This is a genomic window from Achromobacter sp. JUb104, from assembly GCF_024806975.1.
Lineage (GTDB): Bacteria > Pseudomonadota > Gammaproteobacteria > Burkholderiales > Burkholderiaceae_B > Achromobacter > Achromobacter spanius.
Window position 1 is genome coordinate 1332857 of record NZ_JANUEY010000002.1, and the last position, 13118, is coordinate 1345974.

The 13118-nt window shown below is 65.2% G+C and carries 14 protein-coding genes; 11 read left to right on the top strand and 3 right to left on the bottom strand.

The features are described 5' to 3' along the window. Positions 1-109 precede the first annotated feature (109 nt). A complete protein-coding gene (gene purT, locus M2361_RS17835; protein ID WP_259250963.1) occupies positions 110-1327 on the bottom strand; it encodes a formate-dependent phosphoribosylglycinamide formyltransferase in 1218 nt (405 codons plus the stop codon). 107 nt (positions 1328-1434) lie between these two features. Here purT and M2361_RS17840 point away from each other — a divergent pair, with 107 nt between their 5' ends. The 9 genes from M2361_RS17840 to M2361_RS17880 all read left to right on the top strand — a co-directional run bounded on the left by M2361_RS17840 (position 1435) and on the right by M2361_RS17880 (position 8949). Beyond that, complete coding sequence (locus M2361_RS17840; RefSeq protein WP_259250964.1) at positions 1435-2424, top strand: SIS domain-containing protein; 990 nt, start codon at positions 1435-1437, stop codon at positions 2422-2424. Beyond that, on the top strand, positions 2421-3029 hold the full coding sequence (locus tag M2361_RS17845; RefSeq protein WP_404976388.1) for a KdsC family phosphatase: 609 nt from the start codon (positions 2421-2423) through the stop codon (positions 3027-3029). Before M2361_RS17840 ends, M2361_RS17845 begins: the two co-directional genes overlap by 4 nt. A gap of 37 nt (positions 3030-3066) precedes the next feature. Further along, entirely contained in the window at positions 3067-3699 is a 633-nt protein-coding gene (lptC, locus tag M2361_RS17850) for an LPS export ABC transporter periplasmic protein LptC (protein ID WP_259250967.1), read from the top strand. Next, positions 3696-4316 (top strand): lipopolysaccharide transport periplasmic protein LptA, encoded by a 621-nt coding sequence (gene lptA / locus M2361_RS17855; protein WP_259250968.1) that lies wholly within the window; start codon positions 3696-3698, stop codon positions 4314-4316. The genes lptC and lptA overlap by 4 nt, the downstream gene beginning before the upstream one ends. A 33-nt stretch (positions 4317-4349) precedes the next feature. Continuing rightward, the gene (gene lptB / locus M2361_RS17860; RefSeq protein WP_050446226.1) at positions 4350-5144 is read left to right on the top strand and encodes an LPS export ABC transporter ATP-binding protein; all 795 of its coding nucleotides are present in this window, start codon (positions 4350-4352) and stop codon (positions 5142-5144) included. A gap of 222 nt (positions 5145-5366) precedes the next feature. Then, entirely contained in the window at positions 5367-5705 is a 339-nt protein-coding gene (gene hpf / locus M2361_RS17865; protein WP_050446225.1) for a ribosome hibernation-promoting factor, HPF/YfiA family, read from the top strand. Between the two features lie 380 nt (positions 5706-6085). Next, on the top strand, positions 6086-6541 hold the full coding sequence (locus tag M2361_RS17870; RefSeq protein ID WP_259250969.1) for a PTS sugar transporter subunit IIA: 456 nt from the start codon (positions 6086-6088) through the stop codon (positions 6539-6541). A gap of 19 nt (positions 6542-6560) precedes the next feature. Further along, on the top strand, positions 6561-7487 hold the full coding sequence (gene hprK, locus M2361_RS17875) for an HPr(Ser) kinase/phosphatase (protein WP_006216298.1): 927 nt from the start codon (positions 6561-6563) through the stop codon (positions 7485-7487). Positions 7488-7509: 22 nt separating this feature from the next. Beyond that, complete coding sequence (locus M2361_RS17880) at positions 7510-8949, top strand: PLP-dependent aminotransferase family protein (RefSeq protein WP_259250972.1); 1440 nt, start codon at positions 7510-7512, stop codon at positions 8947-8949. Positions 8950-8955: 6 nt separating this feature from the next. Here the strand turns inward: M2361_RS17880 and M2361_RS17885 are convergent, their stop codons facing one another. Further along, positions 8956-10236: a cytochrome c gene (locus M2361_RS17885; protein WP_259251519.1), complete on the bottom strand. Its 1281-nt coding sequence runs from the start codon at positions 10234-10236 to the stop codon at positions 8956-8958. A 13-nt stretch (positions 10237-10249) separates the two neighbouring features. Beyond that, positions 10250-11059: a c-type cytochrome gene (locus M2361_RS17890; protein WP_404976390.1), complete on the bottom strand. Its 810-nt coding sequence runs from the start codon at positions 11057-11059 to the stop codon at positions 10250-10252. 184 nt (positions 11060-11243) lie between these two features. On the opposite strand from M2361_RS17890, the gene rapZ reads away from it, so the two are divergent. After that, entirely contained in the window at positions 11244-12116 is an 873-nt protein-coding gene (gene rapZ / locus M2361_RS17895; RefSeq protein ID WP_100857552.1) for an RNase adapter RapZ, read from the top strand. After that, positions 12113-13075, top strand: a complete 963-nt coding sequence (locus tag M2361_RS17900) for a septal ring lytic transglycosylase RlpA family protein (RefSeq protein WP_259250975.1) — start codon at positions 12113-12115, stop codon at positions 13073-13075. Before rapZ ends, M2361_RS17900 begins: the two co-directional genes overlap by 4 nt. Positions 13076-13118 lie beyond the last annotated feature (43 nt).

Genomic DNA, 13118 nt, shown 5'->3' on the forward strand with positions numbered 1-13118 from the left:
AACTGTGTGATAGCGCAAACCGTGGTTGCAGAAAGCCAAACAGCCACCGGCCCTGGGGCGCGGTGGCTGTCATCAGGGGCAAGGCCCCTGCACAATTCAATCGGGCAGGTCAGCCGGCCTTGACGGCGACGGCGGCGGAAACGCGCTTGGCCTTGGCGCGCGCGGCGGCCACGTCCTCGTCCACGGCCAGGCCCACGCCCATGCGGCGCTTGACGAAGGATTCCGGCTTGCCGAACAGGCGGATGTCCGTACCCGGTTCGGCCAGCGCTTCAGCCACGTTGTGGAACGACACGGCGGCGGCGTCCACGCCACCATAGATAACGCTGCTGGCGCCGGGCTGGCGCAGGCTGGTGTCCACCGGCAGGCCGAGCAAGGCGCGCGCGTGCAGTTCAAATTCGTTCTGGGTCTGGGTGATCATGGTGACCATGCCGGTGTCGTGCGGACGCGGGCTGACTTCCGAGAACCAAACCTGGTCCCCCGCAACAAACAGCTCAACGCCGAAGATGCCCAGGCCGCCCAAATCGGACGTGACGGCCAGGGCGATTTCCCGGGCGCGTTCCAGCGCGGCGGGCGACATGGGGTGCGGTTGCCAGCTTTCCACGTAGTCGCCGTCAACCTGTTTGTGGCCGATGGGTTCGCAATACCGGGTTTCGACCGTGCCGTCGGCGCCACGGGCGCGCACCGTCAGCAGCGTGATTTCGTAGTCGAAGCGGATGAAGCCTTCAACAATGGCCCGGCCACCGCCCACCCGGCCGCCTTCCTGGGCGTAGCGCCACGATTGCGCCACGTCATCGGCGCTTTTGATCACCGACTGGCCCTTGCCGGACGACGACATCACCGGTTTGATGACGCAGGGGTAGCCGATGCCGCCGTCGATGGCGGCCCGCAATTCTTCCTCGGTGTCGACAAAACGGTAGGGCGACGTGGGCAGGCCCAGCGTCTCGGCCGCCAGGCGCCGGATGCCCTCGCGGTTCATGGTCAATTGGGCGGCGCGGGCGGTCGGCGTCACGCGGGCCACGCCCGCCGCTTCCAGTTCCACCAGCAAACTGGTGGCAATAGCCTCGATTTCGGGGACAATAACGTGCGGCCGCTCTTGCTCGATGATCTTCTTCAGGGCGTCCGCGTCGGTCATGGAGACCACATGCGCGCGGTGCGCCACCTGATGGCCCGGCGCATCGGCATACCGATCCACCGCAATGACTTCCACGCCCAGCCTTTGCAGGGCAATGATGACCTCTTTGCCCAACTCGCCGGATCCGAGCAACATGACTCGGGTGGCCAGGGGGGACAGGGGCGTGCCAAGAACGGGGCTGGAGATGCTGGACATGGAATGGGCCGGGATAGAAGGATTTGAAAGCCGTTGAAAAAAGTTCCGCCAGGATGCCATACGCCCCTGCTGGGGGCAAACCCGCACACTGATATTAAAATCCCTGAATGACTGATCATCCCATCACATCGTCCGATGCCGCGCTGGCATCTGCACGCAGAACGTTGCAAGTCGAAAGCCAGGGTCTGCTGGACCTGTCCGCGCGGCTGGACGACTCATTCACCCAGGTCGTCGCCATGCTGCTGGCCTGCCGGGGCCGCGTCGTGGTCACCGGCATCGGCAAGACCGGGCACATCGCCCGCAAGATCGCCGCGACGTTCGCCTCGACCGGCACGCCCGCTTTCTTCGTACACGCCGCGGAAGCCGTGCATGGCGACCTGGGCATGATCACGCAGGATGACGTGGTGATTGCCGTGTCGTATTCCGGCGCCGGCCAGGAATTGCTGACCATCCTGCCCGTGGCCCGGCGCATGGGCGCCAAGCTGGTGGCGATTACCGGCAACCCGCAATCTGAACTGGCCCTGTTGGCCGATGTGCACCTGGACGGCAGCGTGGCGCAGGAAGCCTGCCCGCTCAACCTGGCGCCCACGGCCAGCACCACGGCCGCGCTGGCCCTGGGCGACGCCCTGGCGGTTGCCTGCCTGGAGGCGCGCGGCTTCGGCCCGCAGGATTTCGCGCGATCCCACCCCGGCGGCGCGTTGGGCCGCCGCCTGCTGACCCACGTGCGCGATGTCATGCGCCAGGGCAACGCCCTGCCCATCGTGCTGGCGGGCACCCCCGTGTCGCAAGCGCTTGAAGTGATGTCCGCCAAGGGCATGGGCATGACGGTCGTGACCGACGCCCAACACCGGCCGCTGGGCATCTTCACCGACGGCGACTTGCGCCGCCTGATCGCCCGCCATGGCGATATCCGAAGCTTGACCGTGGAGGCCGGCATGACCCGGTCGCCACGCAGCATCCCTCCCGACGCGCTGGCCGCCGAGGCCGCCCAGCACATGGACGAGCTGCGGCTCAGCCAGATGCTGGTACTGGACGCCGACGGCGCGCTGCTGGGCGCATTGCATATGCATGATCTGATGGCCGCTAAAGTGGTATGACTATGACTCTTCCTGCTTCCGTGACTCACCCGGCCGAAGCGCTGGTCCTGGCCCGCATCCCCGCCACCGTGCGCGATCGCGCCGCCGCCGTACGCCTGATGGTGTTCGACGTGGACGGCGTGCTGACCGACGGCAGCCTCTATTACGGCGAAGGCGGCGAATTGCAAAAGCGGTTCCACGCCCTGGACGGCCATGGCTTGCGCCTCTTGATGGAAGGCGGGCTGGGCGTGGCGCTGATGACGGGCCGTTCTGGCCCCATCGTGGCGCGTCGCGCCGCGGAACTCGGCATCTCTGAAGTCATTCAGGGTGTGCGCGACAAAGGTTCGGCACTGACCGAACTTGCGCAGCGCGCCGGTGTCCAACTGAATCAAACCGGCTACATGGGCGATGACATCATCGACCTGCCGGCCATGCAGCGCGCCGGTTTTGCGGCCAGCGTGCCCAATGCACCCGGCTACGTCAGCCAGGCGGCGCATTGGGTCTCCACGCAGCACGGCGGCAGCGGCGCGGTGCGCGAATGCTGCGACCTGCTCCTGGCATCCCAAGGACGCCTGGGCGCGTTCCTGGCGGCGCCGGGCCTGTTAGGCCCGGGCGCCATCCAATGACGGTCCCGAACCCCGACACGCCCTTGCGGCGACACCGATGAAAGAACGTTTTCCTTCCCTGATCGCGCTGTTCCTGCTGCTGGTGCTGGTCACCAGTTCATGGTGGGCCGCCGATTACGCGCAGCGGGCCATCCAGGTGGACCCGCCCCGCCGCGTCACCCACGAGATGGACGCCTGGTCGCGCGATTTCGTCATGTTGCGCACGGACCCCACCGGCCGCCCGATCAACCGGCTGGAAGGCGAATACGCGGAACATTTCCCCGACGACGATTCGTATCACATCACCGCGCCGCGCGCGGTGGGCCAGCGCGAGGCCAACCCGGTAACGGTAGGCGTGGCGAAAACCGCCGTGATGGAGCAAGGCGGCAAGCGCATCGTCATGAATGGCGACGCCCATGTGCACCGCCAGCCCGACGCCAACAACGACATGCTTGACGTGCGCAGCCAGCAGTTGATCATCCTGCCCGATGAAGACGTGGTCTTCACCGACCTGCCCGCCGAGGTCATCAAGGGCCGTTCGCGTATGAATGGCAAGGGCATGCACTACAACAACAAGACACGCCAATTGCAGGTGTCCGCGTCGACGGATGTTGAGATTGCCGGTTCCGAAGGCAAGCAACAGCGCCGCACCGAGATTCCCGCCAACAACACTGACCAAAAGAAACCATGACCGACCTTCGGACTCTCTTTGCCCCGACGACCCGCCTGCTGGGCGCCGTCCTGCTGTCGGCCTCGGTGCTTGCGCCCGCCTACGCGGCGGAACCCGCGGCCAAGCCGGCCGAAGAGCCCAGCACGCTGATCCTGTCGGACACGCTGCACTACGACGACGTCAAGAAGCAAAGCGTTTTCACCGGCAACGTCAACATGACGCGCGGCCTGATGACGCTGACCTCCGATACGCTGGAAATGCACGAGGACGCCCAAGGCGGTCAGTACGGCACGGCCACCGCCAACAAGGGCAAGGTCGTGACCATCCGTCAGGAACGCCCGGATACCTTTGAACTCATCGAAGGCAAAGGCTTGCGCGCCGAATACGATGGCACGAAGAGCACGTTTGATCTGATCGGACAGGCTGTCGTGGTCCGTTACGTCTGTGGCAAACCGTTCGACACGATTCGCGGCGAACGGATACGCTACAACGAAAAAACCGGCACCTACGAAGCCCAGGGCGGCCCCAACTCGGCTGCGGCGGGCGGCCGCGTGCGTTCGGTTGCCGAACCCCGCGCCAAGTCCGATGCCGCCGTCGCGGAATGCCGCAAGCAGCAAGCCGCCAAGAAAGGGCGCTAAAAGCGCCCCCCACGCCACACACTCGCACCCACGATGAATCAACCTTCTGTGCCCACCCCCGTGACCTCCGCCCCGTCCGGGGTCAAGCAGGGCAGCCTGCGCGCAACCGGTTTGCGCAAGACCTATAACGGCCGGACCGTGGTGCAGGATGTGTCCCTGTCCGTGGTAAGTGGCGAAGTCGTGGGGCTGCTTGGCCCCAACGGCGCCGGCAAGACCACCAGCTTCTACATGATCGTGGGCCTGGTGCCCGCGGATGCGGGTCGCATTGAAATCGATGGTGCCGTCATTACCGCGATGCCGATCCACAAGCGCGCGCGCATGGGCCTGTCATACCTGCCCCAGGATGCGTCCGTCTTCCGCCGGCTGACGGTCGAACAGAACATCCGCGCCGTGCTTGAACTGCAAGTGGGCGCTGATGGCCGTCCGCTTTCCACGCCCAAGATCAATGAGCAGATGGAAGCCCTGCTGGAAGAACTGCAGATTGGCCATATCCGCAGCAATGCCGCGATTTCGTTGTCCGGTGGCGAACGGCGCCGCGTGGAAATCGCGCGTGCCCTGGCCACCAGCCCGCGCTTCATCCTGCTGGACGAACCCTTCGCCGGCGTGGACCCCATCGCCGTCATTGAAATCCAGCGCATCGTGCGGTTCTTGAAGGGCCGCGGCATCGGCGTGCTGATCACCGACCACAACGTGCGCGAAACGCTGGGCATCTGCGACCGCGCTTACATCATCAGCGAAGGCAAGGTGCTGACCGACGGCCACCCCGACGAAATCGTGGGCGATCCGGCCGTGCGCCGCGTGTATCTGGGCGAGCACTTCCGCATGTAAGCGGCACCTGGGGAAGACCCCTAGTTCCCCTACGGGAACGGGTCAATACCCCCTAGGGCGTCCGCCATAAAAATGCCATGTTCTTGCGCTAGGTCAGCTTGTTTTATCGGCCCGAGTCTATACACTAGTACTAAACGTAGCCACCCAATCAAGGAGAACGCCTAACGACCTCACCGCGCATTTCGCGCAACCATTTTTTCTCTTTTAGAAGGAGAGCACACTATGAACCTGAGCATCTGCGGTCGTCACCTCGACGTCACCCCGGCAATCCGGGAATATGTCATGAACAAACTGGCGCGAGTGCTGCGGCATTTCGATCACGTCATCGATACCCAGGTCATGCTCTCGGTAGAGCCCCTGCGGCATAGAGCCGAAATCACCATGCGTCTAAGCGGTAAGGACATTCATTGTGAAGCAACCGATGAAAATCTCTATGCAGCCATAGACCTTCTTGCTGACAAAGTCGACCGTCAGGTCATCAAGCACAAGGACAAGGTACGAAGTCACTCAGCGGAGTCCGTGAAGCGGCAAGCGGCGAACCTTTCGCCACCCCAGCAGTAACGCGCTTCATGATCACTCGCTCTGAGCGATACGCTAAACAGCGATTGTAAAAATCCTGCCTAAGTCCCGGTGTCCCGCTAGACGTCAGTCCAGCCGGGGCATCGGCAAAGCTCCCCCCGCAGTACCCTCCGCAGTATCCCCCCAAGATTTGTCCCCGAAATCCTCGGCCCCCATTGGTGCCCTAGGTCTTTGCATCGCGCATTCCTGCGTGTTTTGCAGCCGAGTCCCGCGCCCCCCGGGTTGGCCCGCATGCCGTAACGCCCACAATGCGCCGCGATCAGACTATGCTGTCGCTCTTGCCGTACCGTTCGCCGCCCAGTGCATGGGCGCGACGCAAGGCCAATTTATTGCACTGCGTCATATAACCATATAATGATCCGATGAATCATTTGTCGCGCATCCTACCCGCCGGCAACGTCGTGCTCGATATGCTCGCAACGAGCAAGAAACGGGCGTTCGAACAAGCTGGCCTTCTTTTTGAAAACAATCATGGCTTGGCACGCGCGCTCGTGTTCGACAGCCTGTTTGCCCGGGAACGTCTTGGCTCCACTGCCCTTGGGCAGGGCGTGGCCGTTCCGCATGGCCGCGTGAAAGGACTGGAGCAGGCGCTGGCGGCATTCATCCGCCTGGCCCAGCCCATTTCGTTCGACGCGCCCGACGGGCAACCGGTGTCGATGCTGCTTTGCCTGCTGGTGCCGGAAACGGCCACGCAACAGCACTTGGACATCCTGGCCGAACTGGCGCAGCTGATGTCGAACAAGGCATTGCGTGAAGCGCTGGCCACCGAGCCCGATCCGGCCATCGTCCACAAAATGCTCACGACCGGCAAACTCTGACCCTCGCGGACACGCAGCCATGCTAACGGTGCAGGAACTCGTCGACGACAACGCCGACAAAATCCCCTTTAACTGGATATCCGGCCAAGGCGCCGCGGACCGCGCCATTCCCGATGACGGCATGGCGGCCGCCGACCTGGTTGGCCACCTGAACCTGATCCACCCGTCCCGCATCCAGGTGTTCGGGCAGGAAGAGCTGGCGTACTACACCCGCTTCGACCTGCGCCGCCGCATGCACCACATGGACGAGCTGTTGATTGGCGGCGTTCCCGCCATTCTGCTGGCCGACGGCCTGACGCCCCCGCAAGATCTCGTGGACCAATGCGACCAGCACCAGGTGCCGCTGCTGTCCACCCCGGTGGCGGCCGCGCAACTGATCGACCTGCTGCGCATCTACCTGGGCAAGAAGCTGGCGCCCACCACCACCGTTCATGGCGTGTTCCTGGACGTGCTGGGCTTGGGAGTGTTGATCACTGGCGAATCGGGCCTGGGCAAGAGCGAACTGGCGCTGGAACTGATTTCGCGCGGACACGGCCTGGTGGCCGACGACGCCGTGGAATTCTCCCGCACCGCGCCCAACATGATCGAAGGCCACTGCCCGCAACTGCTGCAGAACCTGCTGGAAGTTCGCGGCCTGGGCCTGCTTGATATCCGCACCATCTTCGGCGAGACCTCCGTGCGTCGGAAGATGCGCCTGAAGCTCATCGTGCATCTGGTGCGCGCCACCGCGCAAGACAAGTTCGAACGCCTGCCGCTGCAAGACATCACGCAAGACATGCTGGGCCTGCCCGTGCGCAAGGTGATGCTGCAAGTGGCAGCCGGTCGCAATCTGGCCGTGTTGGTGGAAGCCGCTGTGCGCAACACCATACTGAAGCTGCGCGGCATCGATACGCTGGGCGAGTTCATGGAACGCCAGGCCATGGCTATCCTCCAAAGCAGCAAGTGAACGCGCGTCGCCTTGCGGCACCGTGAGCCTGTACGAAACCCTGGCCGGCGAGATCGCCAAGTCGATCCGCGACGGCGTCTTGCGCGTCGGCGACAAGCTGCCTTCCGTGCGGCATGTTTGCGCCACGCGGGGCGTCAGCCCGTCGACGGTATTCCAGGCCTATTACCTGCTTGAAGCGCGCGGCCTGATCCGCGCCCAGCCGCGTTCGGGCTATTACGTGCACGCCCCCGCCGAATCGCTGCCACCCGAACCCGGCGCATCCAGCCCAGACGGCGAATCAACCGAACTCGCCATCAGCGAGCGCATCTTCGACATCCTGGACTCCGTGCGCAACCGCGACGTGACGCCACTGGGATCCGCCTTTCCTTCCCCGCTGCTGTTCCCGCTGCCGCGCCTGGCGCACGCCATGGCCGCGCACCTGAAACGCCAGGATCCGCTGGATACGGTCGAAGACCTGAGCCCCGGCAACCCGGCGCTGCGCCGCCAGATTGCGCTGCGCTACCTGATCGGCGGCATGAACGTGCCCGCCAGCGACATCGTCGTCACCAACGGCGCGCTGGAAGCACTGAACCTGTGCCTGCAGGCCGTCACCGCACCCGGCGACATCGTGATGGTCGAGGCGCCCACGTTCTATGGCGCCTTACAGGCGCTGGAGCGCCTGGGCCTCAAGGCGTTGGAAGTGCCGACTCATCCGCGTACCGGCGTGGACCTGGACGCCATGGAGTCCGCCATCAAACGGCACGCGCCGAAGGCTTGCTGGCTGATGACGCAGTTCCAGAACCCGCTGGGCAGCCTGATGCCGGAAGACAGGAAGCGGCAACTAGTTGAGCTATTGCGCCGCCACGACATCCCGCTGATCGAAGACGACGTGTACGGCGAACTGTATTACGGCGCCGTGCGGCCGGTGCCGGCCAAGGCCTACGACAAAGATGGGCTGGTGCTGCATTGCTCGTCGTTCTCCAAATGCCTGGCGCCTGGCTACCGCATCGGCTGGGCCTCGGCGGGCCGATACTCTCGGCGCGTAGAGCGCTTGAAATTGTCATCCACGCTTTCCGCGTCGGGCCCGGCGCAAGGCGCCATCGCCGAATACCTGGAACAAGGTGGCTACGACCGCCATCTGCGCCGCTTGCGTCAGACCTTGCACGCGCAGCAAGCACGCATGGCTGATGCCATCGCCCATGCATTTCCCGCTGGCACGCGCGTGACTCGCCCGCAAGGCGGCTTCTTCCTGTGGGTGGAACTGCCCGCGGCGGTGGAGGCGCTGGCGTTGCATCGCGAGGCCTTGGCGCACGGCGTGAGCGTGGCGCCAGGGCCGATTTTTTCGGCCAGCAGCCAGTTCACAAGCGCCCTGCGCCTGAACTACGGCCATCCCTGGGACGCAGCCCATGAAGAGGCGATCCGCGTGCTGGGTAACCTGGCGCATCAGCATCAGGCCCGCGCGCGGTCTACCGCGCGGCGCTAGCCGGCCTTAGTTCAAGGTGGACGACGCGCGCGCCCGCTTGACCTCGAGCGCGGTGACGCCGCCCGCTTCGTTGCCCCAGCTATTGCGGATGTAGGACACCAGCATGGCGATGTCGCTGTCGTTCAGCATCTGGCCAAACGGCGGCATGCCATGGGGCCGGGGATTGGCGGCCGTGGCGGGGGCATAGCCGCCATCCAGCACCATGCGTATGGCGTTGACCGGCGACGGCGCCGTCACCGTCGGGTTACCCGCCAACGCCGGCCACGCGGTGCCGCTGCCCTGCCCTTGCGGCTGATGGCATTGCGCGCAATGCTGGCGATAGATCTTGCTGCCCAATTCCATTGCCGCGGGCGCAGCCGCCGCCGTTGAGCGCGGTGTGGAAGCCGGCGTGGCCGGCAGGGACTTGATGTAAACGCCGATCGCCAGCGCGTCGTCGTCCGTCAGGTGCTGCGTGCTGCCCAGCACCACTTCGGCCATCGGACCGCTGGCGCTCGAATGGGCCGAGATGCCGGTCTTGAGCAAGGCGGCGATGTCGGCCGCCGTCCAGCGGCCCATGCCGGTCTGCCTATCGTTGGTGAGCGGCGGCGCATACCAATCCAGCACCGGAATGACACCCCCGGTGAACGCATCGGACGATCGGGTGGCCCCCAGGCTGTTGCGGGGCGTATGGCAGGCGGCGCAATGCCCCAAGCCTTCGACCAGATAGCGGCCCCGGTTCCATTGCACCGATTGCCCCGCGTCGGCCTCTTGAACGCCCGGCTTGAAGTACAGCGCACGCCACGCGGCCAGCAAGGCGCGCTGGTCGTAGGGGAACGCCATGTCGGGCGGGCGATTGGGCTGGCTGACCGGCGGCACGCTGCGCAGATAGGCGTACAGGGCGTCGGCATCGGCCCGCGTGACACGGGTGTATTCGGTGTAGGGGAAGGCCGGATACAGCAGCGTGCCGTCCTTGGATTTACCGTTGTGCAGCGCTTGCCAGAAGTCGTCGGCGGTCCAGGTGCCAATGCCCGTTTTTTCATCAGGCGTGATGTTCGGACCGTACACCGTGCCGAATGGCGTGGGGATCGGCGTGCCGCCCGCCAGCGCCTTGCCGCCCCGGCTGGTGTGGCAGGCCATGCAGTTGCCGGCCAGCGCCAGATAGCGGCCGCGCTCGACCAGCGTGCCCGCGTCCGCCGTGGCGGCGGGGCCCGTGCTGGTGTCGTCGCGGGTGCCCAGCCAAACCATGCCGCCTACCGTCACGACACACGCCAGCAACACCAGAGTCAGGATTTTCTTCAGCAGTTTCATCATGGCCCCCGGATCAGCGTTGCGCCTGGCTGCCGCATTCCGCGGGCAAACGTAGCGACCCCGCGCTTTCAGGCGCATAGGGCTCGGTGATGGGCTGTGACGACAGCCACGCCGCCAGGGCGCCGATGTCGACAGGGGTGAGTTTGTTGGCGATGTCGGCCATGCAGTCCGGCGCGGCAGCGCGGCGCAGCCCGGTCTTCCAACTGCCGATCTGCGAACCGATGTAGTCGCGCGGCAAACCCAGCAAGCCAGGGATGGCGGGCATCAGGCCGCTGAGCGCGGCGCCGTGACAGGACGCACAGGCAGGCAGGCCACGTGCCGCGTCGCCCTGCAAGGCCAGCTTGCGGCCGGCCTCCAGCGTGGCACTGGAAACTTCCGCGCGCGGCGGCGGCGGATAGGGCACATGCTGCTCGGAAAAATACGCGGCCATCTCGCGCAGGTAATCGTCGGGTAGACCCGCCAGCAGATGCGACATGGGCCGGTACTGACGGCGGTCGTCGCGGAAGTTCAGCAACTGGTGGTACAGGTATTCCTGCGGCTTGCCGGCCAGGCGCGGGTAGTAGCCGTCGGCGCCGGCCCGGCCCTGCGCACCATGGCAGGCGGTACAGGCCGCAACACGGGCCGCCATGGTGTCGGGCTGCAAGGTATCAAGCGTCGATGCATCGGGACTCGCGCTGGCGGGGGCGGAAGCCGACGTGGCGGGCGCCGCTGGCTGCGCGTTCAGGGGGCTTGTCGTAAAGACAACAGCAGCCGCCGCCAACACGCGGAAAATCGCCCCAAACCGCGGCAGTGAAACACTACGAAAGGAAATGAGCGCTAACATCTAGGTCGAATTCCTATCCCCCGAAAGCATGACGGCGGGGCTGGTCAGTGAGTCGATCAAGTATCCGGCCCGTAAGCTTAAGCGATGGGGCGAGAAAGGGTACAGGCGCAGATTCCCGATTTACGGCCATATCAGATGTCATCCCGCCTGCATCGTCCTGGAAAAGCGTGCCACAATCATGTCCATGTTGAAAGTCGTCCTAGTCACCGGTATCTCAGGTTCGGGAAAATCAGTTGCCTTGCGCATGCTTGAGGACGCCAGCTACACCTGCGTCGACAACTTGCCGGTGCGCTTCCTGACCGAATTCATCGCCAACGCACGCGACGAAGGCTTGGAGCGCGTGGCCGTGGCCATCGACGTCCGCTCGCCCGGCGAACTTGCCGAACTACCCGATGTGGTCACCGCGTTGCGCGCCATGGGCACCAGCCTGCGTGTGGTCTTCCTGGACGCCAACACTTCGACGCTGGTGCAGCGCTACTCCGAATCGCGCCGCCGCCATCCCCTGACCGATCGCCTGCAACGCGGGGGCACGCCGCCTTCGCTTGCCGACTGCATTGCGCTGGAACGCGAACTGCTGGCGCCGCTGCGCGAGCAGGAACATGTGATCGACACCTCGGACCTGACCCCGGGCCAGTTGCGCGCCTGGATCCGCGACCTGATCCAGGCCGACCGCGCGCCGCTGGTGCTGACCTTCGAATCCTTCGCCTACAAGCGCGGCGTTCCCGGCGACGCCGATCTGGTGTTCGACGTGCGCTGCCTGCCCAACCCGCATTACGACCGCAACCTGCGGCCGCTGACCGGCCGCGACGAACCCGTTGCCACCTGGCTGGCCGGGTACGAGCAAGTGGGGCAGATGGTCGACGACATCGCCGGCTTCCTGAACCGCTGGCTGCCGCAATACACGCAGGACACCCGCAACTACCTGACCGTGGCAATCGGCTGCACGGGCGGCCAGCACCGCTCGGTCTATGTGGTGGAGCAGTTGGCGCTGCGCTTCGCCGACCACGACCCCTTGCTGGTGCGCCACCGAAACCAATTGCCCACCGAATCCGCATGACCCTGTCTCGCCCGCTACGCCTGATCCTGATGCTGTTGCTGGCCATTGCCGTGGCCGGTTGCTCTTCCACCGGGGGAAGCAAAAAGGGCGGCGGGTACTACAAAGACGACGGCCCGGACGCCAACCCGCCGTCGAACCTGGACCAGGTGCCGGACGCGGTGCCCCGCATCGAACCCTATGCCAGCGGCGCCAACCGACCCTATGTGGTTTTCGGCAAGCGCTACGTGCCGGACACCAGCGGCCAAGCGTACAAGCAGCGCGGCCTGGCGTCCTGGTACGGCAAGAAGTTCCACGGCAATTCCACGTCTATCGGCGAGTCCTACGACATGTACGCCATGACGGCGGCCCACACGACGCTGCCGCTTCCCAGCTATGCGCGCGTCACCAGCCTGGTCAACGGCAAGACGATCATCGTGCGCGTGAATGACCGTGGGCCGTTCCATAGCGACCGCATCATGGATTTGTCCTATGTGGCCGCCTACAAGCTGGGCATCATCGGACCGGGTAGCGGGCAGGTTGTGGTCGAGAGCATTCCGCAGGAAGAGATTCGACGCCTGGCCTCGCAAGGAACGCCCGCGGCGCCGGCGCCGGAGCCCGATTCCGCCACGGGCTCCTTGCCCGTCCAGGCGCCGTTAAGCGCCGCGCCGGTGGCGTTGACGGCTGAACCCTTGCCCGGCCCCGCCGCGGGTTCGGCCCCGGTACGCCAGGCGCCGGCAGCCGGCATCGGCAATGTCTATCTGCAAGTGGGCGCATTCAGCCAGGCCGGCAATGCGCAATCGCTGGTTGCCCGCATCAATCCGCAACTGAGCGCGGCGGGCGCACCGCCCGCCCAGGTGGATCAATCCAACAACCTGTACCGGGTCAGAATCGGCCCGTACCCCGACCGCCAGAGCGCGTTGAACGCAGTGCCGGTCGTATCCGACCGCATCGGCATCCTGCCCAGCATCGCCACGCAGTAAACGCGGGCGGCTTTCGGGCTTACCAAGGCAGCTTTACCAAGGC